General features: G+C 61.8%; 18 protein-coding genes. 8 read left to right on the top strand and 10 right to left on the bottom strand.

The features are described 5' to 3' along the window. Positions 1-61 precede the first annotated feature (61 nt). Positions 62-169 (bottom strand): LPXTG cell wall anchor domain-containing protein, encoded by a 108-nt coding sequence (locus E0L15_RS12645; RefSeq protein WP_158099791.1) that lies wholly within the window; start codon positions 167-169, stop codon positions 62-64. Between the two features lie 259 nt (positions 170-428). On the opposite strand from E0L15_RS12645, the gene E0L15_RS07655 reads away from it, so the two are divergent. From E0L15_RS07655 to E0L15_RS07645, 3 genes are read left to right on the top strand one after another with little or no spacing between them, the layout of a single operon-like run. Next, a complete protein-coding gene (locus tag E0L15_RS07655) occupies positions 429-1,088 on the top strand; it encodes a response regulator transcription factor (RefSeq protein WP_087234467.1) in 660 nt (219 codons plus the stop codon). Beyond that, complete coding sequence (locus E0L15_RS12555; RefSeq protein ID WP_168125134.1) at positions 1,085-2,533, top strand: HAMP domain-containing sensor histidine kinase; 1,449 nt, start codon at positions 1,085-1,087, stop codon at positions 2,531-2,533. The genes E0L15_RS07655 and E0L15_RS12555 overlap by 4 nt, the downstream gene beginning before the upstream one ends. Further along, positions 2,520-3,452, top strand: a complete 933-nt coding sequence (locus tag E0L15_RS07645) for a hypothetical protein (protein ID WP_168125133.1) — start codon at positions 2,520-2,522, stop codon at positions 3,450-3,452. The genes E0L15_RS12555 and E0L15_RS07645 overlap by 14 nt, the downstream gene beginning before the upstream one ends. 210 nt (positions 3,453-3,662) lie before the next feature. On the opposite strand, the gene E0L15_RS12375 is transcribed toward E0L15_RS07645, so the two are convergent. Continuing rightward, on the bottom strand, positions 3,663-3,878 hold the full coding sequence (locus tag E0L15_RS12375) for a hypothetical protein (protein WP_243155438.1): 216 nt from the start codon (positions 3,876-3,878) through the stop codon (positions 3,663-3,665). 44 nt (positions 3,879-3,922) lie between these two features. Here E0L15_RS12375 and E0L15_RS12370 point away from each other — a divergent pair, with 44 nt between their 5' ends. Then, positions 3,923-4,507 (top strand): C39 family peptidase, encoded by a 585-nt coding sequence (locus E0L15_RS12370; RefSeq protein WP_243155435.1) that lies wholly within the window; start codon positions 3,923-3,925, stop codon positions 4,505-4,507. Positions 4,508-4,813: 306 nt separating this feature from the next. Here E0L15_RS12370 and pepF read toward each other — a convergent pair whose 3' ends face one another. The 7 genes from pepF to E0L15_RS07605 all read right to left on the bottom strand — a co-directional run bounded on the left by pepF (position 4,814) and on the right by E0L15_RS07605 (position 12,509). Further along, positions 4,814-6,619 carry an oligoendopeptidase F gene (gene pepF / locus E0L15_RS07635; RefSeq protein ID WP_168125131.1) on the bottom strand — a complete coding sequence of 602 codons (1,806 nt, stop codon included), beginning with the start codon at positions 6,617-6,619 and terminating at the stop codon, positions 4,814-4,816. A gap of 38 nt (positions 6,620-6,657) precedes the next feature. Further along, positions 6,658-7,491: a putative RNA methyltransferase gene (locus tag E0L15_RS07630; RefSeq protein ID WP_168125130.1), complete on the bottom strand. Its 834-nt coding sequence runs from the start codon at positions 7,489-7,491 to the stop codon at positions 6,658-6,660. A 752-nt stretch (positions 7,492-8,243) separates the two neighbouring features. After that, complete coding sequence (locus E0L15_RS07625; RefSeq protein ID WP_168125129.1) at positions 8,244-9,872, bottom strand: hypothetical protein; 1,629 nt, start codon at positions 9,870-9,872, stop codon at positions 8,244-8,246. Further along, positions 9,869-10,588 carry an ABC transporter ATP-binding protein gene (locus E0L15_RS07620; RefSeq protein ID WP_168125128.1) on the bottom strand — a complete coding sequence of 240 codons (720 nt, stop codon included), beginning with the start codon at positions 10,586-10,588 and terminating at the stop codon, positions 9,869-9,871. The genes E0L15_RS07625 and E0L15_RS07620 overlap by 4 nt, the downstream gene beginning before the upstream one ends. A gap of 25 nt (positions 10,589-10,613) precedes the next feature. Next, positions 10,614-11,423: a hypothetical protein gene (locus tag E0L15_RS07615; protein ID WP_168125127.1), complete on the bottom strand. Its 810-nt coding sequence runs from the start codon at positions 11,421-11,423 to the stop codon at positions 10,614-10,616. Next, positions 11,413-12,144 carry an ABC transporter ATP-binding protein gene (locus E0L15_RS07610; protein ID WP_168125126.1) on the bottom strand — a complete coding sequence of 244 codons (732 nt, stop codon included), beginning with the start codon at positions 12,142-12,144 and terminating at the stop codon, positions 11,413-11,415. The genes E0L15_RS07615 and E0L15_RS07610 overlap by 11 nt, the downstream gene beginning before the upstream one ends. Further along, the gene (locus E0L15_RS07605; protein ID WP_087370181.1) at positions 12,141-12,509 is read right to left on the bottom strand and encodes a GntR family transcriptional regulator; all 369 of its coding nucleotides are present in this window, start codon (positions 12,507-12,509) and stop codon (positions 12,141-12,143) included. Before E0L15_RS07605 ends, E0L15_RS07610 begins: the two co-directional genes overlap by 4 nt. 193 nt (positions 12,510-12,702) lie before the next feature. Between E0L15_RS07605 and E0L15_RS07600 the strand changes: the two genes are divergently transcribed. The 4 genes from E0L15_RS07600 (at position 12,703) to E0L15_RS07585 (ending at position 15,848) form a co-directional block, all read left to right on the top strand. After that, positions 12,703-13,059 (top strand): CidA/LrgA family protein, encoded by a 357-nt coding sequence (locus tag E0L15_RS07600; protein WP_168125125.1) that lies wholly within the window; start codon positions 12,703-12,705, stop codon positions 13,057-13,059. Then, positions 13,052-13,744, top strand: a complete 693-nt coding sequence (locus E0L15_RS07595; RefSeq protein ID WP_168125124.1) for an LrgB family protein — start codon at positions 13,052-13,054, stop codon at positions 13,742-13,744. Before E0L15_RS07600 ends, E0L15_RS07595 begins: the two co-directional genes overlap by 8 nt. A gap of 115 nt (positions 13,745-13,859) precedes the next feature. Next, positions 13,860-14,846, top strand: a complete 987-nt coding sequence (locus E0L15_RS07590; protein ID WP_168125123.1) for a DnaD domain protein — start codon at positions 13,860-13,862, stop codon at positions 14,844-14,846. Beyond that, a complete protein-coding gene (locus E0L15_RS07585) occupies positions 14,847-15,848 on the top strand; it encodes an ATP-binding protein (protein WP_168125122.1) in 1,002 nt (333 codons plus the stop codon). Between the two features lie 1,083 nt (positions 15,849-16,931). Here the strand turns inward: E0L15_RS07585 and E0L15_RS07580 are convergent. After that, complete coding sequence (locus E0L15_RS07580) at positions 16,932-22,550, bottom strand: discoidin domain-containing protein (protein ID WP_168125121.1); 5,619 nt, start codon at positions 22,548-22,550, stop codon at positions 16,932-16,934. Positions 22,551-22,866: the final 316 nt, after the last annotated feature.

The raw sequence follows: 22,866 nt of genomic DNA, 5'->3' as shown, positions 1-22,866 counted from the left end.
CCTATAAAGAAAAAAGTACGGCCAGATTTCTCTGACCGTACTTTCTTGTTTTATCAGGGGCTTAGCTGCGCCGCTTACGCAGGTTCACCACAGCCGCCAGCCCGGCGGCGGACAGAACCAGAACACCCAGCACCAGGCTCAGCTGGGCGGCGTCCCCGGTCTGGGGCACGTCAGTCTCAGGCTTCTGGGTGGCCTCGGGATTGGTGGAGGTCTCCGGGGCGGGGGAAGGCCCCGCCTTTGGTGGGTCTTTGGTGACTTTCTGCCCACCCAGAAAGTCACCCCAGCTTCAGCGCGTCTCCCCTCGCCAGGGGAATTGCCCAGGTGAAACGTTCCGCCTTTACAACTCGGAAACAACTTCTTGCTGACTTGTCCAAAGCCCTGTGATAAGATGAAGGTACCATAAGCATGATGGGGAGAGGAGAAACACCATGGCACACATACTCATTGTGGAGGACGAAGAAAATATTGCCCGCATGATTGCCGCCACCCTGGAGATGGCGGGCTACACCTGTCAGAGCTGCATGGACGGGTCCAAGGCGGTGGAGCTGGTACAGCCGGGGGTGTTCGACCTGGTGCTGCTGGACGTGATGCTCCCCGGTATGGACGGCTTCCAGGTCATGGAGCACCTGCGGGGTGTGGGGGTCCCGGTGATCTTCCTCACCGCCGTGCAGCAGGTGGGGGACAAGGTGCGGGGCCTGCGGCTGGGCGCCGAGGACTATATCACCAAGCCCTTTGAGACCCTGGAGCTATTGGCCCGGGTGGAGGTGGTGCTGCGCCGCCGGGGCGGCGGCGTCCGGGTGCTCACCTACGGCCCCATTGTCCAGAACCTGGACAGCCACACCGTCACCCTGGACGGGGAGCTGGTGCCCCTGGCCCCCAAGGAGTTTGAGCTGCTGCGGGTCTTCCTCCAGCACCAGGACCTGGCCCTAAGTCGGGAACGGCTTCTCTCCATGGTGTGGGGCTATGAGTACCAGGGAGAGAGCCGCACCGTGGACATCCACGTCCAGCGGCTGCGCCAGAAGCTGGACCTGTCCCAGCGCCTGGTGACCCTGCCCCGCATCGGGTATCGCCTGGAGAAGCTGCCATGAAGCTGTGGCAGAAGATCTTTCTCTCCACCCTGGCCCTCATGGTGTCCATCACTGCCCTGTCTTCGGTGCTGCTGCTGCGCTCCACCCGGGACGCCCTGTGGCAGCGGGAACAGCAGCGGGCCATCACCCAACAGCAGTACATGGCGGGCATTCTGAAGGCGGGCATCCTCAACCAGCGGCTGCGGCTGGGTGTGGTGCTGCTCCAGGAGGACCAGACCCGGGAGACCGCCATCCAGACCCTGGAGCAACAGGCCACCGACGACTATCTGGCAGGACTGATGCTGCTGGACCAGGAGGAAAAGGCGGTGTGGAACCAGCTCCCCGCCGGGGTGGTCCCACCCACCGCCGAAGATGACAGCCTTACCCAGTGCCAGCTCCAGGCGGGCGACACCGCTGGGGAGTGGTATCTGGTGTGCTCCATGCCCCTGACCCTGGAGTCGGGGGAGTACCGTTTGGTGGCCGCTTACTCGGTGGGCGACCTCCAGCGGGACCTGAACCTCCAGGCCCTGCGGTCGGTAGGTTTAAGCCTGGGCATCAGCCTGTTGGCCGCCGTGCTGCTGCTGCTGTTGGTGCGGCGGCTGCTGCGCCCCCTGGGCGCCCTGCGGGAAAACGCCCGCTCCATTGCCGGGGGCAACTACGACCAGCGGCTGGACATTCGCAGCCAGGACGAGCTGTCCGACCTGGCCCAGGACATGAACGCCCTGGCCCAGGCGGTACAGGAGCGAGTGGAACAGCTGGAGCAGGTGGCCGAGGAGCGGCGGGTGTTCGTGGGCAACCTGGCCCACGAGATGAAGACCCCCCTGACCTCCATCATGGGCTACGCCGACCTGCTGTACCTGCCCAAGACGGTGTCCGACCCCCAGCGGGTGGAATATTCCGGCATCATTCTGGAGGAGGCCAAGCGGCTGCGCTCCCTGTCGGCCAAGCTGCTGGAGCTTCTCACCGTGGGCAGCGTCAACCTCACCTTCGAGCCCACCCCCCTGGACCAGGTGGTGGGTGAGGTGGCGGTGAGTCTGGAGCCCCTGCTGGCCCAGACCCAGCTGACCCTCTCCTGTTCCTGCCCTCCCCTGTCCATCGCCATGGACCGGGAGCTGTTCAAATCTCTGCTGTACAACCTGCTGGACAACGCCCGAAAGGCCAGCCCCACCGGGGGCCGGCTGTCCTTCACCGCCCAGGCGGAGGGGGAGAAGGCCGTTTTGAAGATTCGGGACTGGGGCCAGGGCATCCCCCCCAAAGAGCTGGAGAAGATCTGCCAGCCCTTCTACATGGTGGACAAGAGCCGCAGCCGCAAGGCGGGGGGCGCTGGCCTGGGTCTGGCCCTGTGTCAGGCCATTGTGGTGGCCCACCAGGGCACCATGGAATTCTGGAGCCAGGAGGGAGAGGGCACCCAGGTGACCCTCACCTTCCCGCTGTGTCAGGAGGTGGACGGCCATGAAAATGCCTAATCGCCGCCCCTGGCTATTTGTCCTTTTGACCGTCCTCATTTTGCTGGCCGGAGGCATGGCCGTGGGGATGGCCGCCCGGCTGGTGGTGGTCCCCCAGGCAGGCAAAACGGTGGAGGTGGACACCCCCACCATCCCCTCGGTGGTGGGCCAGAGCAAAGAAGAAGTGGTCTTTTACCCCTGGAATCGCTACGAGGATGAGACGTTCGAGAGCAACCTCTCCCAAGAAATGATCAACCAGCAGATGGGATGGCTCACCTACAATCTGGATCGAATCCCCTCCATTTTAGGGTTCACAGGTATGCAAGACAGCGTGAATCAGGGCAAAATCCGCAACAACACTGGGTATTGGGTAGGCTGCCCCGTAACTACCCAGAGCGGCCTGCCCGCCCTATTGGATGTGGCCTACGGCCAGGATTACCAGGATTTCGGCATGACCTGGGTGGCCCGCTCCACCGGAGAGCCCCCCACCCGGACCCAGAAAGAGGCAGCATTGGCACAGGTGCAGCAGGATGTGTGCCAGCTCTTCTCCCCCCACGCTTCTCACACGGTAGAGGAACTGTTGTTGGAGGTATGGGAGCAGCTGAACCAGACTCCCTACATGGAGTCCGGAGGCATCTGGTATGAGGCCAATGCCGCCACGATGCTCGGCAATTTACTCTCCCAACTGGGGCGGGTACGTGATACCTTGAACCTAGATGAAAGCACCCCGCTCCAAACCCAGTTGGAGCAGATTTCTGCTGCGCTGGAGGTGGCCGACTGCTGGGTGCAGCTGGTCACCACCCAGCGGCAGGTGGTGGTGGTGCTCACCACTTCCGACTCCGATGTGAGCAGCTGGTACTCCGTGGGGCTATATTATGATGTGGTACTGGAGGAATATAGCGGAATCGCCATCAATGGCAGGTCCGGGTATGGATATTGATACAACTTCGATACAACTTCATGGGAGATTTCTTGCCCCCTTTTGCCTCATACTGTCTGTAGAGATAGAAATTGGTGAAAGGGGGCTTTTCTATGTTCCGAACAGCACGTCATAAGCTCCACTGGTACACAGTCGGGGCCATTGGCCTTTGTCTGGCTGGCGGATTGCTCCTGGTGGCCATCACCCCCCACGCCTTCTCGCCCGCAGCTGCTACGCCCCTTTGCACTCCGTCTGCCTCCATACCCTCGCCCATACCCACAACGCCGCCTGTTCCCACAGCACAGCCCACACCCACAGCACAGCCCGCTCCCACAGCACGGCCTGCTCCCACAGCACAGCCCACACCCACAGCACGGCCCGCTCCCACAGCACGGCCCGCTCCCACAGCACGGCCCGCTCCCACAGCACGGCCCGCTCCCACAGCACAGCCCGCTCCCACCACCCCGGCAAAGCCCCAGAGGGGGGTAACGCTGCAACGGCAAAATCCCCAGCTGCCCAACGGCTGCGAGGTCACCAGCCTGGCCATGCTGCTGGGCTGGGCGGGGTATCCGGTGGAAAAGCTGGAGCTGTATGAGGGGTATCTCCCCCGCCAGGACTTCACCGAGACCCCAGAGGGGTGGAAGGTGGGGGGCAACCCGGAAGAGGTGTACGTGGGGGACGCCACCTCGGAGCTGGGCGGCTGGTACTGCTTTGAAGAGCCCATTGTGGAGGCGGCCAACGCCTACCTCCAGGACCAGGGCAGCGATTGGACCGCCGAAGCGGTGTCGGGGCTGTCCCAGCGGCAGCTCAATAAATACCTAACCAACGACGTGCCTCTGGTGGCATGGGTGACCCTGGACTACACCGCCCCGGTGGCCAGCCTCCGCTACTGGTATCTCAACGAAAACACCCTTTACAACCCCTATGCCAACCTCCACTGTGTGGTGGTGGTGGAACACGGGGAGGACGGCTACCTCACCGCCGACCCCCTGGAAGGGTGGCAGTGGGTGGAGGAGTCCATCTTCTGGGACATCTTCGATGCCATGGGCCGCCGGGCGGTGATCATTAATGAATAATGATGAATGAAAAATGAAGAATGCAGGCCCTGAACCTTGCCGCATTTCTTGGCCTGCTGGGCGTAGGGGAGGGGCACAGAAACGGAATAAGATAAGAGCGAATAGGTAAGAAGTATCGTTTCTGTTGCTGCCCTGGTATTGCCCAGGTCTTCGGGCCGGGCAAGCCACGGCCCCTACCACAGCACAACAAGAGGTGCGGCGGTATCTTTTCGCTCCCTCCGGGAGGAAGGCTTTGGGTCGAAAAAAAGATGGAAGCAACCCAAAGGGCTGCTTCCATCTTGGTATGTTTGAGAAAATTGGGGGGCATTACTCCTCCATGAGCTTCTCCATCTCGTCCAGCAGGGTGCCGAACAGGTCCAGAGCGTCCTGGATGGGGGCGGGAGAGGACATGTCCACGCCAGCGCCCTTCAAAAGGTCGATGGGGTCCTTGGAGCAGCCGCCGGACAGGAAGCCCAGGTAGTCCTCCACGGCGCTCTCCCCGCCCTTGAGGATGCGGCGGGACAGGGCGATGGCGGCGGAGTAGCCGGTGGCGTACTGATAGACGTAGTAGTTGTAGTAGAAGTGGGGGATGCGGGCCCACTCCAGGGCGATCTCGTCGTCGGACACCATGTCGGGGCCGTAGTACTTCTCGTTGAGGGCCTTGTACTCGGCAGAGAGCAGGTCGGCGGTGAGGGGCTCGCCCTTGGCACACAGCTCGCCCATGCGCAGCTCGAACTCAGCAAACATGGTCTGGCGGTACAGGGTGCCCTTGAACTGCTCCAGGAAGTGGTTGATGAGGGCGGCCCGCTCGCGCTTGTCGGTGGTGCGCTGCAGCAGGTACTCCATGAGCAGGGCCTCGTTGCAGGTGGAGGCCACCTCCGCCACGAAAATCACATAGTCCCGGTACACCGGCGCCTGGGTGCGGTTGGACAGGTAGGAGTGGGCGGCGTGGCCCATCTCGTGGGCCAGGGTGAACATACTCTCCAGGTTGTCCTTGTGGTTGAGCAGCACATAGGGGTGGCACAGAGCCCCGGCGGAGTAGGCCCCGGAGCGCTTGCCCACGTTCTCCCGCACGTCAATCCAGCGGTTGTCGAAGCCCTCCCGGATGATGGCCCGGTACTTCTCCCCCATGGGGGCCAGGGCGTCAAACACAGTGTCCTTGGCCTCAGCATAGGGGATGACCTTCTCCCCGCCGGACACCATGGGGGCGTAGATGTCGTACATGTGCAGCTCGTCCACCCCCAGCAGCTTCTTGCGCAGGCGGATATAGCGGTGCATTTTGTCCAGGTTGGCGTTCACCGTCTGGATCAGGTTGTGGTACACGCTCTCGGGCACCCGAGTGGAGTCCACGGCGGCGGCCAGCGCGGAGGGGTACTTGCGGGCGTTGGCGTAGAACTGGCGCTGCTTGGCCTCGGCGTTGAGGGTGGCGGCGGCGGTGTTGCGCACGCTGCCATACACCCCGTAGAAGGCCTCAAAGGCGTTTTTCCGCAGCATCCGGTCCTCGCTCATCTGAGTGGGCACAAAGGCGCCGTTGGACAGGGGCACCTCGTTGCCCTCACCGTCGGTGGTAGAGGGGAAGGTGAGGTCGGCGTAGGTGAGCTTGGCGTACACGTCATTGGGGGCCTGGGCCAGATCGCTGGCGGCGGCCAGCAGCTTCTCCTCGGCGTCGGAGAGCACGTGGGCCCGCTTCTCCTGGATGATGGTCAGGTAGCGGCGGTACAGCTCCAAACCCGCCTCCTCCTGGAAAAAGCCCTCCAGCTTGGCCGGGTCAATGGCCAGCAGCTCGGGGGTCTCAAAGGCGGTGGCCCCGCTGATCTCCACGGCCAGAGAGCTGATCTTGCCCTCCATGGCCTGGTACTGAGCCACGCGGGTGTCCTGGTCCCCCTTGCGGTAGGCGTAGTTGGCCAGGTTGTTGAGCAGAGTGTCGGCCTCCTGGCACAGCTCCAGGTACTCCAGCAGGGTGGCGCCGCTCTCGCCCAGCCGTCCAGCATAGGCGGACAGCTTGTCCACATAGGTCTGAGCCACCTCAAACTCGGCCTGCCAGGCGGCGTCGTCGGCGTACAGGTCGGTGAGGTTCCAGGTCTCCTCCACGGAAACCTGGTCGCGCTCGGGAATGGCATTCATCTGAGACATGGGAAATTCCTCCTTGGGATTTCAGTATGATAAAGAAATCATAGCACAGAACTGGGTTTCTTGCAACCCTCCCGGCGAAACACATGCACCCGGAAGTCCGCCGTGACGGTGAGCTGCTCCAGCTGCTCCAGCCGCTCTACCCCCGCCCGGGGGGTCTTCCAGGCGTAGGGGGTCATGCCAAACAGGGCCTGAATGGACGCCTGATCCGGCAGGGTGAAGGTGGTGGTCACGGGTAGGATGTCCACATAGGAGAACCCTTCATACTCCACCCGCTCCTCGGGGTTGGGGTAGGGGGTGTCATAGAGCACCGCCTTCATCTCCATGAGGTGCTGGGGGGCGGGCACCACGTAGACAAACAGCCCGCCTTTCCGCAGTACCCGGCGGTACTCCTCCAGGGCCAGAGGGGCGAAGCAGTCCACCACCACGTCCACCGCCTCGTCCGCCACGGGGAGGTGGTACACCGAGGCCACGGCAAACTCCCCCTCGTTCACCCGCCGGGCCGCCTTTTTCAGCCCCGCCTTGGACAGGTCCACCCCGGCAATTTCTGCCCCCGGCAGCTGGGCCATGCCCTGGGTGTAGTACCCCTCGCCGCACCCCACGTCCAGGATTTTGGGACTCTGTCCCCCGTGGGCGGACACAACTTGGCAAAGCGTCTCCCGCAGAGGGGCGTAGTAGTCCCCGTCCAGGAAGGCAGTGCGGGCGGCGATCATGGCTTTGTCGTCCCCGGGGTTGGCCGAGTGCTTCTGGTTGGCGGGGAGCAGGTGGACATACCCCTCCCGGGCCACGTCGTAACAGTGGCGGTTGGGGCAGGTGTAGGTGCGGCCCTCCCGGGTAAGGGGGGCCCCACAGATGGGACAGCGAAACAGGCTCATGGCGATCTTCCTCTTGGTGGTTTGTTTTTTCTATCTTATCCAAAAATGGGGGAAAAGGCAAGGCCCGTAGGGCTGATGGAGAGGGCTTGCTCTCCTCCGATTTCTCAGGCAGAAACCAGCGCCCCCGCCGGGGACGCTCCGCTGGGGTAACTTTCTGACTGGGCAGAAAGTCACCAAAGACCCACCAAAGGCGGGGCCTTCCCCCGCCTTGTGGAATCCACCCCGCGGTACTGGGTGCCCCTGCGTCCTCCTCTTTGCGGCCCTGGGGCTGGTGGGGTCACATAGACAGCGTGGAGATTCTACCGAAAGTATCTGCTTCTCTGTGTGGTTGTCCTTCTATCGCCAGGGCCTTACCCTGGTCTGCCGCTGCTTCCAGCTATCGAAAGCTAGGCTTCCGGCGGCGGGAACGCCGCTTGGCCAGGGTAGGCCCGGACATGGAAACCGTCCAGCCATAGGGCCAGCTGCCCAGGGTGGCCTGGTGTGGTGGCAGAACTAGGCGCCACAGCAAGGGTGACGGGCCGAATTTAGACTTGACGCAGGCCCAGCCTCGTACCCCAGGGAGGTCCTTAGGGGGGAACGCCCTAAGCGGGTTTTGGTTTCTTTTGCCCGCCCAAAAGAAACCCCCAGCGGGTAGCGTCCCCGCCAGCCTGGCAAGCCGGAACCTTGGGTGGTTAGACGGACACCCCCCTTCCTTTGCCCAAGGGATATAAAAACCGCCGGAGAGACGCACGCAGCATCTCTCCGGCAGGCTGTTATTTCACTCTAAAGGTCTTGGGCGCCCGGCGCAGCACCAGGGCCAGCATCCCCACCGAGTACACCACGGTGACCCCGAACACCAGCAGGGCAAACCAGGTGGGGGTGCTCTTGATCTGTGAGGCCGCCCAGCACACCGCATACATGGCGATGTTCAACAATTTGAACATGGGGTTTTTCGTGTCCAAATCCGAGGTATAGGGCTGGAAGAGGTAGTACAAGCCCAGGGAGTGGGTGGCAAAGAACACCCCCAGGGACAAAATGGCCAGCAAAAACAGGATGAACTCTCCCACCGGGGGCCGCCCCCCGCCCAGGAAGGTGAGGAGGACAAACATCCCACACACGGCACCGCTGAGCAGCAGGTTCACCCCGCACAGCATTCGCCAGCGCAGGAAGAAGTTCTTCAAAATGGCGTCCCGCTCCCGGTACCAGCCGTAGCGCAGCAGCGCCAGGTCGCAGTTATAGAACATGGCCTTGCAGATGCGCTCCCCCACGGTGTTGTCCATAAGGTACAGCAGGAACACACAGATGGGCAAAGCCTTGGTCACATAGGAGAGCACCTCCCCCATCTCCTGCCCTTGCCCCTGAATCCGAAACCACACGATTCCAATGCACCCCACCACGGTGAGTCCTCCCAAAATGGCCAGGACCACAAAGAAGGGCTTGAGGAGCATCCGGCGGTGGCGGCGGAAAAACACCGCCTGGAGATACCGCCAGCCGTGGAGATGGGAGAAGTCCACACGGGTGTCCAGGTCGCTGTCTTTGAGCTTCACCTGCTCAAACTGGGCCTGGTTGGCGGTTTTGACGGCGGCCTGACCGGGGATCTTGTCCGCCCGGCAGGTCTCCAAAATCAGCTCATAGTGGCAGGGGTAGCGGGAGATGGCCCGGGCGCACAGGCTGCCCAGGGCAAACAGCAGGGTCACGGTGGCGGGATAGAGCAGCACCTGGTCCAGGGCCGGGATGACCCCGAAGGGCATGGGCAAGTAGGCCAGGGCCAGGCAGACCACCGTCAAGGCCAGGATGTACCCCACCTTGCCGCTGGGCAGACAGCGGAATTTGGCGTACAGCATGAGGTGGAACCACTCGGCCATCATACGCACCCCGGCCAGGGCCAGGGAGAGCAGCAGCCCCCGGAGCACCCCCGCCCCGGTAAGGCCGCCCCACAGCAGGAGGAAGGGGGTGAAGCCCGCAAACATGGCCAGGTGGTGGGTGACCATCTCGGTGGTCTGGTACTGGGTGGCATCCATGCCCATCTGGCGCACGCAGGTGTACTTCAGCTGGGAGGGCTCCACGGATATGGGCTGTATCATGGTTCCCGCCACAAAGCTGAGCCAGAAGAAAATCCACACCGACATGGCAAACCCGTCGGGAGACAAGAACTTCACATCCGACAGAGACATAGGCACCAGCCAAATGAGGGCCAGGTAGATGGCCTTGCCCAGCAGGGCGGTGAGTCCCCGATAGAGGGACACCAGGATGGACAATACCAACTTGCCCTCGGTGGCGGCGTACAGCTTGTCGGTAAAAATCCGCTTCAAGAGGGGCACCCGGCCCAGCCAGTACACCAGTCGATTGCCCGCTATGGCCGAGCGGATGCGGTAGATCTGGGAGGCACAGGTGAGGTTCACGGGGCCACCTCCTCCCCGTCCTCCTCCTGGATGAGCAGGTCCACGATGTAGGACTCAAACTGGGGCGTGTGGATTTTGGCGTTGTCCACCCCCTCCAGCTCTCCCTGGTGGAGCAGCACGATCTCGTCGCACAGGTCCTGAGCCAGCTGGAGAATGTGGGTGGAAAAGAGGATGATATGGTCCCCTTTCATCTCCCGCAGCAGGTTTTTCATCTCCAGGGCTGCCACCACGTCAAAGCTGGTGAGGGGCTCATCCAGCAAGATCACCGGAGGTCTGCCGATGAGGAAGCACAGCATCTGAATCTTGTGCTTCATGCCGTGGGAGTAGCCCCGCATGAGCCGGTTTCGGTCGTCGGGTTCCAGCCCCACCAGCTCCAGCCACTGGTCCGGGGTGCGGCCGCTCTTGTCCTGGGAAATCTCCTGAAAGAACTTGACAAACTCGGTGCCGGTGAGAAATTCCGGCACCACCGGGGTGGACAGTACATAGCCGATGTCCCCCTGCTTGGGGGTGCGGGTCTGGCCGTATTCGTCCACCAGGGACACCGTGCCCCCGTCGGCGGGGAACTCGGCGGACAGGCAGTTGAACAGGGTGGTTTTGCCCGAACCGTTGCGGCCCAACAGGCCGTAAATCTTTCCCTGTTCAAAGGTAAAACTGGCATTTTTCAGCACTTCTTTCGTGCCGAAGGACTTGCGAATCTGGTCAAGAATCAACTGCATGGGGAAAACTCCTCTCTCGGATGGTTTACTCCAAGTTCAGCCGACGGCTGAGGATGTAGTTGGTGATGCCCAGGTGGACCACGCAGCGCACCACGTCCAGGATCAGGCCCCACACCGTGGCTGTCAACAGGACATTGGAAATCCCGGCCACATCCACCGACACCTCAATCTCATTGATGCTGATCATGGTGGAGGTCAGATCAGGATAGCCAAACATGCCGATGACGGAGCCCACGGTGGACCAGATGACACTGAGTACAATGAAGGCCAGCACGGCAAAGCCCACCCGGTGGCTGCCCGCCAGATGGCCCAGAGCCATGGAGGCATACACCTGAGACACCGAGCAGATGATACCCACAAAGAGGGAGACCACCAACAGGATGACCAGGGGCAGGAAGTTGGGAACATTTTTCATGCCCATCTTCCAAAGTTCCGCCAGCACCTGGCCCATCTCCGGGAAATAGGCGATGATGGCCACCGAGGCCAGGGCCACAACGCCGCTGATGATGGAGATCACCATGGCGCTGATGAGCTTGGAGGCCAGTAGCTGCCAGGGCTTCACCGGAATGGTGAACATGAGGTAGCCCTCATCCTTCAACAGGCCCTGGTAGAACCGGGCAATGATGATGACGGTGGTCACCACCATCACCGCCATGATGAGCAGCACATACATCACACCCAACAGCGAGGTGAAGATGCCCATGCCGCCCCCCTCGGCCAGAGGGGAGCCGGAAATGAGCCGATTGACCCCGGACACCACCAGCAGCACGCCCCACAGGGGCAGGAAAATCTTGAACATGGCTTTGAAGTCATATTTCAGCAGTTTAGCCAGCATAGTAGTCACCTCCCTGAGGATTGGCCCGGAACATGTCCCGGAACACGTCGTCCACGCTCTTGCCCTCCCGGGCTCGGATGTCGTCCACCGCCTCGTGGCCCACCACTCGGCCCTGGTGGAGGAACACCACCTCGTCCAGCACCCGCTCCACGTCTCCAATGAGGTGGGTGGAGATGAGCACGGTGGCCTCGGGGTTATAGTTGGTCAAAATGGTGTTCAAAATAAAGTCACGGGCCGCCGGGTCCACCCCGGCGATGGGCTCATCCAACAGATACAGGTAGGACTGGCGGCTCATGGCCAGACACAGCTGCAACTTCTCCTTGGTGCCCTTGGACATGGACTTGATGCGGTCGCCGGGCTGAATCTTCAGGCTCTTGCACATCTCGTTGGCCTTCTTCCAGTCAAAATCCGGGTAAAAGTCGGTGAAAAAGTCCACCAAATCCCGGGTTTTCATCCAGTCGGCAAAGTACATCCGGTCGGGCAGATAGCTCACATGGGCCTTGGTCTCCACCCCGGGGGTGTAGCCGTTGATGGTCAGCTCCCCAAAGCTGGGCTGCAACAGCCCGCACATCAGCTTGATGAGGGTGGTCTTGCCCGAGCCGTTGGGCCCCAGCAACCCCACCAGCTTCCCCCGCCCGATGTTCAAATTCACATCGGTGAGGGCCTTGGTGTGGGAAAAGGTCTTGCCCAGCCCTTGACATACGATCAGATCTTGGTTCATCTCTCTTCCTCCTTCCAGGTTTGCACAAACTCTTTGGCCTGCTGAGTGGTAAATCCCAGCCGCTTCATGCCGTCAAAATAGGTCTGAATCTGCTCCCGGGCCAGCTGGCGGCACATTTTGGCCAGCACTTCCCCGTCCTCGGTGACGGTGCGCCCCGCCGTCCGGTTGGTCACCACCAGTCCGTCCGCCTCCAGCTGAGAAAGCGCCCGCTGCATGGTGTTGGGATTCACCCCAGCCTCGGCGGCCAGCTCCCGAACGGTGGGGATTTTGCTCCCCCGGGGATACACTCCCGAGGAAATCCGCTGCATCAACTGCCGGTGCAGCTGCATCCAGATGGGGCCGCTGCCCTCTACATTCCAACCCATCCGTCCACCTCCTTGTATTATTGACTTAATACAAGTATACACACCTCCACCTCCCCTGTCAAGGTGGAATCGGGGGAATCTGGCAAGAAAGATGGAACCGAAGCGTTGGGGTTTTATACACTTTGAAGATTGACAACTTGGGCCGGGAAGGCTACTATTTGGAACGTATATTTCCATGCTTGGAGGGGTCTCCTTGAAACTATTGCGTCAATTTCTCATCATTCTGCTGCTGTCCCTGGTGGGGGAAGGGCTCCACACCCTGCTGCCTCTGCCGGTTCCGGCCAGCGTGTACGGCCTGGTGCTGATGCTTCTCTGCCTGTGCACCGGGATTCTCCGCCTGGACCAGGTGGAGCGGGCCTCGGACTTTCTCATTGAGATTATGCCGGTGATGTTCGTGCCCGCCGCCGTGGGGCTCACCGAGAGCTGGGAGCAGCTGCGCGGCGTGCTGGTGCCCATGCTGGTCATCATGGTGCTCACCACGGTGCTGGTGATGGTGGTCACGGGTCATGTGACCCAGTTTGTCATGAAATGGAGGGAGAAGCATGACTGAGTTTCTGGGTAATTCCCTGTTTTTCGGGGTGGGTGTGAGCCTCATCGCCTATGAGGTGGGGCTGCTGCTGCGGCGCAAGTTCGCCCTGGCCATCCTCAATCCCCTGCTCATTGCCATCTGCTGTGTCATCCTGTTCAACAAGGCCCTGAATATTCCCTATGACGACTACTACGAGGGAGCTCAGTACCTGTCCTACCTGCTCACGCCCGCCACGGTGGCCCTGGCGGTGCCCCTGTATCGGCAGCTGAAACTGCTGAAAACCCACTGGCTGGCCATTCTCTGCGGCCTGGGGGCGGGCATCATCGCCGGAGGGCTGGGCATTCTGGCCCTGTCGGTGCTCTTCGGGCTGGACCACCAGCTGTATGTGACCCTGCTGCCCAAGTCGGTGACCACCGCCATCGGCATGGAGCTGTCCCGGGAGCTGGGGGGCGTGGTGGCCATCACCACCGCCGTCATCATTGTCACGGGAATTTTGGGCAATGTCATTGGCGATTTCATCTTCTCCGTCTTCCGCATCAAACACCCCATCGCCAAGGGCCTGGCCCTGGGCAACTCCGCCCACGCCATTGGCACCGCCAAGGCCATGGAGCTGGGCGAGGTGGAGGGCGCCATGAGCAGCCTGGCCATTGCGGTGGCGGGGGTGCTCACCGTGGTGTCCGCCTCGGTGTTTGCACAATTTCTGTAACCAGACCCATGAAATCCCGGCAGTCTCTGGACTTGCCGGGATTTTTCTGTTGTCAGGTTCGGGGATTTCATGTAAAATAGACGGTACACGAGAAAAAACAAGGAGGTGAAGTCCCATGTCCGTGCTGCTGTTGCCCAATGAGGTGCTGTCCATGACCGCCCAGGCCGCCCGCCGTCTGGTGGATGCGGGGGACGGGGACTGCGCCCTTCTATATCTGGCCCTGCTCCAGGCGGGGAGCAACCCGGACCAGGCCGCCACCCAGCTGGGGTGGGACCCCGGCCGCATGAGCGCCGCCTTTGCCCGGCTCACCGCCATGGGATTGGCCCAGGGCAGTTGCCCCGGCGTCCCCCCTGCCCCTCAGGCCGCCCCGGTACAGGACGACCGCCCCCCGGAGTACACCCGCGGGGATATCGCCGACGCCCTGGAGCGGGAACAGAGCTTTTACGGGCTGTCCCGGGAGATGGAGCGGCTGCTGGGCCGGGTGTTCTCGGACACCGACCTGAAGAGCCTGTACACCATTTACGACTACCTGGCCCTGCCCGTGGAGGTCATCTTCATGCTGGCCGGGTATGTGGTCCGCTCCAGCCGCCGCCAAAAGGGGGACGCCTCTCCCCTGCCTCGGATGACCGAGGTGAAGCGGGAGGCCTTCCGGTGGAAGCGGCTGGGCATCACCACGGTGGAGCGGGCGGAGGAATACCTGCGAGACCAGGAGAGCATCGACCAGCGGGAATGGGGGGTGCTGTCCGCCGTGGGGGTCACCCAGAAGCGGCCCGCCATCGACAAGGAGCGGGAGTACATCCACCGCTGGGTCCAGTGGGGCTTCTCGGATGAGATGATTCACCTGGCCTATGAGCGCACCATTTTCCGCAAGGGTCAGATGAATTGGCCCTATGTGAATAAAATTCTGGAGTCCTGGAAAAAGTCCGGCTATACCACCCCCCAGCAGGTGGAGCAGGAGCGGGGCGGGCAGACCCGCAAGGCCCAGACCCAGACCCAGGGGGCCAGGCCCCAGGAGAACTACCAGCCCAGCGCCAGCCGCATCCAGCAGCAGGCGGACTGGCTGGACCAATTCTTGCAGGAACAGGAGAAAGGTGGGAACTAAATGTCCTACGATGCAGCCATTGTCCAGCGGGCCTCTGCCCGGCTGGCCCGGCGGAAAGAGATTCGGGAGCGCCGCCGCTGGGACCTGGAACAGGAGCTCTACCGCCGTCAGCCCCGTCTGCGGGAGCTGGACCGGGCCATTGGCGGCACCATGGCGGAGTTGGCGGGGCTGGCCATCTCCGGCAAGCCCATCCAGGCCGACGGCCCGGAGATCGCCGACATCCGGCGGCGCAACTTGGAGCTCCAGGCCCAGCGGGCGGAGCTGTTGCACACCCTGGGCTATGAGCCCGACGCCCTGGACCCCACCCCCGCCTGCACCAAATGCGGGGACAGTGGATGGGCAGGGGCGGAGATGTGCACCTGTCTCAAGGAGCTGTGTGCCCAGGAGCAGATGAAGGCCCTCACCGCCCTTCTGAACCTCACCGACGAGCAGAACTTCGACCGCCTGCGCCTGGACGTGTACTCCGACCAGCCCTGGGAGGGGAAGCGCTCCCCCCGGGAGAACATGAAGCGGGTGGTAACGGTGTGCGAGGGCTTCGCCCGCCGCTTCCCCGACTATCCCCTCCACAACCTGCTGCTCTCCGGCGGCACCGGACTGGGCAAGACCTTCTTGTCCGGGTGCATTGCCCGGGAGGTGTCGGGGCGTGGATACTCGGTGGTGTACGACACCGCCATCAGCCTGTTTTCCACCTTTGAGGCCAAGAAGTTTTCCCGGGATCTGGGCCAGGAGCGGCAGGCCCGGGACGACACCCGGCGGTATCTGAACTGTGACTTGCTCATCTTGGATGATTTGGGCAGCGAGCTCACCACTCCCCTGGCCCAGTCCACTCTGTACGAGGTGGTGAACAGCCGCCTGCAAGGGGGCAAGCACACCATCATCTCCACCAATCTGTCCATGGAGCAGATCGGCGCCCGGTACACTCCCCAAGTGGTGTCCCGGCTGGCGGGTGCCTACCAGGAGCTGACCTTCTACGGGGACGACATTCGGCTGATGAGGAGATAGGAAAATATTTTATTCTTTTGTAACAATTGGACATGAATATTTGTAATGAATTGCGGGTATCCTTATTCTTGCAAGCAAGAGTGATTTCTTCTTTTCATTTCATTTCTCCTTTTTCTTCTTTCTTTTTGCTCCGGGGCAGCGGTGCCCCGGAGCCTTTTTTATTTGTGCCTGAAAAAGGCGCCCGGAAGGATTGTCCTTCTCCGATTTCTCCGGCGCAAACCAGCGCCCCCGCCGGGGACGCTCCGCTGGGGGCCATACCATGCCCAAAGGCTCCCCTGTGCAAGGGGAGCTGGCTGCCGCTAGGCAGACTGAGGAGTTGTTCTTCTAACAGGCCTCGTTCAGGCTTGCCAGCCTGGTGGAGACGCTTCCCGCTGGGGGTTCCTTTTGCCCGGCCAAAAGGAACCAAAACCCGCTTAGGGCGTTCCCCCCTAAGGACCTCCCTGGGGTACGAGGCTGGACCTGCGTCAAGCCTAGATTCGGCCCGTCACCCTTGCTGTGACGCCTAGTTCTGCCACCACACCAGGCCCCCCTGGGCAGCTGGCCCTACAGCTGGGCGGTTTCCATGTCCGGGCCTACTTAAGGAAAAGCGGCGTTCCCGCCGCCGGGAGCCAGACTTTCGTTAGCTGGGAACAGCGGCTCACCAGGGTAAGGCCCTGGTGATAGACGTATTGTTTGTCAGAGGAGTAGGTACTATCTGTAGGATTTCCACGCTATCTATGTGACCCCACCAGGCCAAGGGCCGAAAAGAGGAGGGCGCAGGGGCTCCCCGTACCGCGGGGTGGATTCCACAAGGCGGGGGAAGGCCCCGCCTTTGGCGATTCTTTCCCCGATTTCTCATCGGGGAGAAATCGGGCATAAGCGGAGCGTCCCTGGCAGGGGCGCAAGGGTGCGCCTGAGAAATCGGAGAAGGTCAATCCCTCCGACCCGGCTGACGCCGGGCCACCTCCCTTTACACAAGGGAGGCATTGGGCCTGGAATCCACCGGAGGCAGCGGAGTATCCCCAGACACAAAAAACACCCCCGGACCAATCGGTCCGGGGGTGTTCGGTTCCCTATGAGGTTTTGTGCTCAGCGGAGTGTGAATTAGTGCTTGCGCTTACGGGCAACCACAACCACAGCCACCAGAGCCACCACGCAGACAACCACCACGATCACGGGCACCATCACGTTGTTGGTGTCGCCGGTCGGAGCGGGCTTCTCGCCCTCAGGCTTCTGAGTAGCGTCGGGCTTCTGGGAAGTCTCGGGCTTGTCAGTGGCGTTGGGAGTCTCGCCGCTCTCGGTGGTCAGGCCACGGATGGCGGCATCCAGCTGCTCGGCAGCGGCGTCCACAGTCTTCTGGTCGTCCTCAGACAGGGTGGCGTCAGCCATCACAGCCTGAGCAGCAGCCAGAGCGGTGCGGAAGGTAGCCACGGACTCCTCGGTGTAACCGGTGAGGTCGATGCCCTCGGCCTTGCCGATGAGGCCTTCCAGGATGGACTTGTCGGCCTTGTAGCGCTGGGCCAGAATGGCGTCGAGCAGGTCACCAGCGGCCTTGTCCACGTCCTCCTGCATGGCGTCGCCGTCAGCGGCCACGTCCTGGGCAGCCTTCAGAGCGTCCACCAGCTGCTGCCAGTTGGTCTCCACATACTTGTCGGCCTCGTCCATCATGGCCTCGGCACGGTCGATGACCAGGTTCAGCATGGTCTTGTCGCCCTGAGTCAGGCCCAGACCCCAGATGCCCTCCAGCAGGTTGTCCCAAGCGGTATTGACCTCCTCCTGGGTGGCGTCGGCGTCGGCCATCACAGCCTTGGCCTCGGTGAGGGCCTTCTCGAAGGCAGCCTTGGCGGTATCGGTGACGCCCTCGGTGGACAGGGTCTCGGCATAGGCGATGGTCTTCTCCAGCAGCTCCTTGTTCACATCGCTGGGCTCGGGAGTGGGCTCAGGAGTGGGTTCGGGAGTGGGCTCGGGAGTAGGCTCCACGGTGGGCTCAGGAGTGGGCTCCACAGTGGGTTCGGGAGTAGGCTCGGGAGTCTCAGTGGGCTCGGGAGTGGGCTCCACGTCCTGGGAGATGGTGAAGGTCTTCTCCACGGTGCCGGAGTAGTCCACGATACCACGCACGGTGAGGGTGGCGGTGCCGGGCTCCACGTTGTTGGCGTAGTCCACAGCGTAGTCCACGCCGTACTTCAGGGTCTTGTCGCCCAGAACCACGGTGGGCATGGGCTCAATGGCGGAGCCAGTGTAGGCGAACACGTCCTTCTCCAGAGTGACGGTGGCGTCGGACAGGTCGATCTTCTCCTCGGCCATGCGCACGCGCAGCTCGGCGCAGGACATGAAGCGGTTGGCCACGTCGCCAGTGCCGCCGCGGGTCTGCACGCCGTACAGACGCACGAACTTGGCCTCCACGGGCTCATTGAACACGGCGATCTTCCAATCGGTGTTGTGGCCCCAAGTGCCGGTGGCCACGGTGGTCCAGGAGCCGTCCTCGCCGGTCATGCTCACTTCCACCCGGTACTCGGTGACAATACCGTTGGCCACGGAGTTACGGGGCTGGTAACGCAGGGCGTCCAGCACGGTGGCCTCAGCCAGCTCCAGCTGAATCCAGCGCTTCTCCGGGCTGTTCTCCAGATACTCGCTCCACTTGGTGTGCCAGAAGGTGTTGGAGTTGTTGTCCACAGCGAAGGTCACAGGGCCCTCGTTGCCGGACTGAGCCTGAGCGGAGGCGGCAGTCGCAGTGGTCTTGGTGTAGTCGTAGTCACGGCTGCCATCGGTGGGATCGTTGTTGGTGGAGCCGCTGACGGCCAGGTTGATGGTGTAGGTGCCACGGGTGGCGTGGTCCTCAGACTCGGTGAGGATCTTCACCACGTTGTCGTGGGCGGGGATGACGGTGTAGGCAACGTTGTTGCCGTTGTCCACTTCCAGGGTATCCACCAGCAGAGCCTGGGTGTCATAGGTGCGGGCAGCCAGCTGGCTGTCGTTCCAAGCCTTGCCGTTGACGGTGATGCCGGTGAGGGCGTCAGAGCTGTTGATGGGGAAGCTGGTCTGAGCCACATTCAGCTCCACCTCGGTGAGGCTGACGCAGTAAGAAGTGGCAGCAGAAGCGGGATCGCCTTCCTTGTTGGTGACGGTGATGCGGAAGTTCACGGCATCCTGGGGCTCGAAGGTGTAGGCGATGCGGGTGACGTTGGTGTGGGGCTTGGTTTCCTCGCCCTTGGTGATGTCCAGGGGGGTCCACTCAATGCCGTTGCCGCTGACTTCCATCTTCACATCGGAGGGCAGAGCGGCGGAGTAGCTGTCGGTGGCAAAGTACAGCACCACCTGGCCCAGGTACTGGGCGGTGTCATAGCGGAAGGCGATGGAAGCGGACTCGTTGCCGGCCTGAGCGGAGTCGAAGTTGCTCCAGGTGCTCTCGTTGGGGCCGCCGTCCAGGTTGGGATCCACCTCGGTGGAGCCGTCACGGATGGCCTCCAGGGTGTCGCTCTGGAGTTCCTTGGGGATGCTCTGGGTCAGCTCAGCGGCGTTGGAAGCCACGTTGCCGCCGATGGTCACGTCGCCCTCAGCCACACGGATGGAGGCAGTGACAGAGATCTCCTCGCCGAACACCTGGCTGGTGCCCTGCACGGTCTTGGTGCCCACGGTGGCGGTGAGGTCATCGGGAATGTTCCACTCCACGGGGAACTCAGCGTTGAGGATGTCGCCATTGGCCAGCACGGCGGGACGGGAAGCAGGCAGAGTCACCTGGCCATCCTTGCGCACGGCGGTGGAGTAGTTGAGCAGAGCAGCCACCTGATCCAGCATGCTGATGTTGACAGTGACGGTGATGTTCACCTCGTCAATGACGCCGCTGACGGTGAAGTTGTTCACGCCCTGGATGAGCTCCTCATCGTAGGCGTTCCAAGTCACGCCCAGCTCCTTGGTGGAGCCGTCCTTGTAGGTAACCTCCACGGTGTCGGGCAGAACAGGGGCGTTGCCCACCTTCACATAGTGATAGCGGGAGATGTCATAGCTGATGACGGGGTTGTTGCCGCCCTCGTCCTTCACAGGAGTGGTGGTGACGGTGACGGAGCCAGCCTTCACGCCGTTGGCCTTGGCGGTGACGGTAAACTCACCGGCCTTGTCGGTGGACTGCACGATGGCCACCAGCTGGCCAGCGGCAGCGTTGCGGGACAGGCTCTGATAAGAGGTGTGGTCGATCTGACGGCCGTTGTCCACGCCCACGATGGTGCCCTCGCCCTCGATGGAGAGCTGGACGTTCACGTCGTTGGTGTTGACCAGGTTGCCGTCGGCATCCTTAACATCGATGGTGATGTAGCTCAGGTCGTCGCCGTCGGCCACGATGGAATCACGGTCAGCGGAGAGGGTGAGCTGAGAGGCGCCGGAGGTGCTCTTGACCACGCTGCGGCCCTCGGTCTCGGTGATCTGGTCGCCGTTTTCGTCAAAGGCCTTGACTTCCAGAGTACCAGCGGCATAGGGCACCATGAAGGTGGCATACAGGCTCTCATAGCCAGACTTCTGGGTGTAAGCGTCAGTACCCTTGGTAAAGGTGCGGTAGGTGTAACCAGCGTCGGTGGTGGTCACGGTGGAGGTGGCAGTGCCCACTTCCTCACCGTTGAGGTAGACCTTCACCACGGGAGCGTCGGAGTACACAACCACTTCCACCTTGTTGTTGCTGTCCTTGGACACATCGTCCTCGTCCCAGGTGGGCAGCACATGGAGGGTGGTCACGTCCTCGTTCCACTGGCTCTGATACAGATAGTAGCTATCCTTGGGCAGGCCGTTGGTGTCGATGATGCCGAAGTAAGAGGACTTGGGAGAAGGCCAGCCGCCCACAGCGCCAGTGCCGGTGCCGTTCCAGGGGGTGGGCTCGCCGATGTAGTCAAAGCCAGTCCACACAAACTCGCCCATGGAGGCGTCCAGCTGGAGCACACGCCACCAGGCATCGGCCGCCACGGCGCCCCAGCCCACGGTGCTCTTGTCGTAGGAGGTCAGCAGGCGGTCGCCGCCCACATCCACACGGTTGCCCTTGCGGTCATACACGCCGCGGCTGGTGACGGCAGAGGCCGTCTCGGAGTGGTACACCTTCCAGCCCTTGCTCACACCAGTCTGCAGGTGGGCAGCGGTGGAGTAGTTGTAGCCGATGATGCCGCCATTCTCGGCCACCACAGCGGCGACCTTGTTGGCGATGTCCCAGTTCTCCTTGAGCTTGTTGTCGCCAAACGTGGGAGGACGGGTGGTGTCCACCTCTTTGATCCAGTCAATGAGGTTCTGGGCGATGGTGGGATAGTTGCTGTAGCCAGCGTAGGATACGCCCTCGAAGATCTCATTGCCCAGGGAGTACATGATGACGGAGGGGGCGTTCTTGTCCTGGTTGGCCATGGCCTTCACGTCGAACTCAGCCCAGGTCATGCCAGTCTCGCCGCCCAGGATGTTGTTGCCCTCGGCGATGGTCACGTTGAACCACTTGGAGTAGTCCTGGGTGTTGCCGTTCTTGGGCAGAGTCCAGGTGTCGAAGGCCTCGTCGATGAGCATGATGCCCTTGCGGTTGGCGATCTCCACCAGCTCAGGAGCGGCGGGGTTATGGGTAACGCGGATGGCGTTGCAGCCCATCTCCTTCAGGATCTCTACCTGGCGCTCGATGGCCCGGTACCAGGCCTCGGAGCCCAGAGCGCCCTGGTCGTGGTGCATACACACGCCCTTGAGACGGGTGGGCACACCGTTGAGCTCAAAACCAGTGGAGTCGTTGTTGAACTCAGTCCAGCGGAAGCCGAACTCGGTGGTATAGGTGTCCACCACCTGCTCGTCCACCAGCACCTCAGTGACGGCGGTGTACAGGTTGGGGTTGTCAGTGTCCCACAGCTTGGGGCTGTCCACCTTGGCAGTGAGGGTCACGTCCTGGGTGGAGCCAGCGTCCACGGTGACGGTCTCCCCGGTGACAGAAGCCACGGACTGCTCGCCGCCCAGCTCGTAGATGCTCTGACGCACCACCACATTGGCGGCCTCACCGCTCTGGTTGGCCACGGTGGTAACCACGTTCACGGTGCCGTCGGCACCCTCGGACTCAGCCAGGTTGGGGGTGGTGATGTAAGTACCGTTGCGGTCCACGTGCACGGGATCGGTGACGGTCAGGTGCACGGAGCGGTAGATACCGCTGCCGGAATACCAACGGCTGGAGGGAGTCTGGTGCTCCACCTTCACGGCCAGCACGTTGTCGCCCTCATAGTTCAGGTACTCCTGGGGCAGCTCGAAGGCAAAAGAGGTATAGCCATAGGGGTGGAAGCCCAGCTCATGGCCATTGAGGTACACGGTGGCGTTCATGTACACGCCGCCGAAATTGACAGATACGACCTTGTTCTTCCACTCAGGGGTGATGGAGAAGGTCTTGCGGTACCAGCCGGTGCCGCCCAGCAAGTAGCCGCTCTCAGCCTCGCCGCTCTTGCTGTACTCCTGCTCGATGCTGTAGTCGTGGGGCAGATCCACGTCCCGCCAAGCGGAGTCGTTGTAGTTGGGGTCTGCGTCGCCGCTGCCCAGGTTGAACCGCCAGTGGTCGTTGAAGTCCACAGTGCGGCTGTCCCCGCCATAGCTGTTGACGTAGACCGTCTCCTCAGGAGAGGAAGTCTGTGTGCTGGTCGAGCGACTCTCGCCACGGGCGAATGCGCCAACCGTTACCAGGTTTGCGCCCATCACCAGGGCCAAAGCGCCTGCAAGCAGCCGTTTCTTTTGGAACATGATATTCCTCCTTCTTTTCATTCCCGGTAAAAATCCGGTCCGGTGTGCCGAAGGGCGCAAAACACCCCTCTGCACAAATACGCAGGATAAGTGTAACATGCTTTATGCGAAAACACAAGAGATTCCATTTCGCATCCATGTGAAATTGTACAAAGTGGTATGTTTTCTTTAAAACTCTGAAAAATCGCTGAAATTCAATTGGAAATGTTTCCAATTCCAGTTTTTTGTCAGGCATATTTTTACTAAAAACTATTTTGGCACAGGAGAGAAAAACAAAAAATCTCCCCTGCCCGCAGGCAGGGGAGAAAATGGTAGC

It is taken from the genome of Pseudoflavonifractor sp. SW1122 (genome assembly GCF_012027765.1).
Taxonomy (GTDB): Bacteria; Bacillota; Clostridia; order Oscillospirales; family Oscillospiraceae; genus Enterenecus; species Enterenecus faecium.
This window is presented reverse-complemented; position numbering and strand designations above follow the sequence as displayed.

Coding starts and splice junctions, on each gene's coding strand:
- E0L15_RS07655 (WP_087234467.1), top strand. CDS start 429: ATGGCACACATACTCATTGTGGAGGACGAAGAAAATATTGCCCGCATG.
- E0L15_RS12555 (WP_168125134.1), top strand. CDS start 1,085: ATGAAGCTGTGGCAGAAGATCTTTCTCTCCACCCTGGCCCTCATGGTG.
- E0L15_RS07645 (WP_168125133.1), top strand. CDS start 2,520: ATGAAAATGCCTAATCGCCGCCCCTGGCTATTTGTCCTTTTGACCGTC.
- pepF (WP_168125131.1), bottom strand. CDS start 6,619: ATGTCTCAGATGAATGCCATTCCCGAGCGCGACCAGGTTTCCGTGGAG.
- E0L15_RS07630 (WP_168125130.1), bottom strand. CDS start 7,491: ATGAGCCTGTTTCGCTGTCCCATCTGTGGGGCCCCCCTTACCCGGGAG.
- E0L15_RS07620 (WP_168125128.1), bottom strand. CDS start 10,588: ATGCAGTTGATTCTTGACCAGATTCGCAAGTCCTTCGGCACGAAAGAA.
- E0L15_RS07615 (WP_168125127.1), bottom strand. CDS start 11,423: ATGCTGGCTAAACTGCTGAAATATGACTTCAAAGCCATGTTCAAGATT.
- E0L15_RS07610 (WP_168125126.1), bottom strand. CDS start 12,144: ATGAACCAAGATCTGATCGTATGTCAAGGGCTGGGCAAGACCTTTTCC.
- E0L15_RS07605 (WP_087370181.1), bottom strand. CDS start 12,509: ATGGGTTGGAATGTAGAGGGCAGCGGCCCCATCTGGATGCAGCTGCAC.
- E0L15_RS07595 (WP_168125124.1), top strand. CDS start 13,052: ATGACTGAGTTTCTGGGTAATTCCCTGTTTTTCGGGGTGGGTGTGAGC.
- E0L15_RS07590 (WP_168125123.1), top strand. CDS start 13,860: ATGTCCGTGCTGCTGTTGCCCAATGAGGTGCTGTCCATGACCGCCCAG.
- E0L15_RS07585 (WP_168125122.1), top strand. CDS start 14,847: ATGTCCTACGATGCAGCCATTGTCCAGCGGGCCTCTGCCCGGCTGGCC.
- E0L15_RS07580 (WP_168125121.1), bottom strand. CDS start 22,550: ATGTTCCAAAAGAAACGGCTGCTTGCAGGCGCTTTGGCCCTGGTGATG.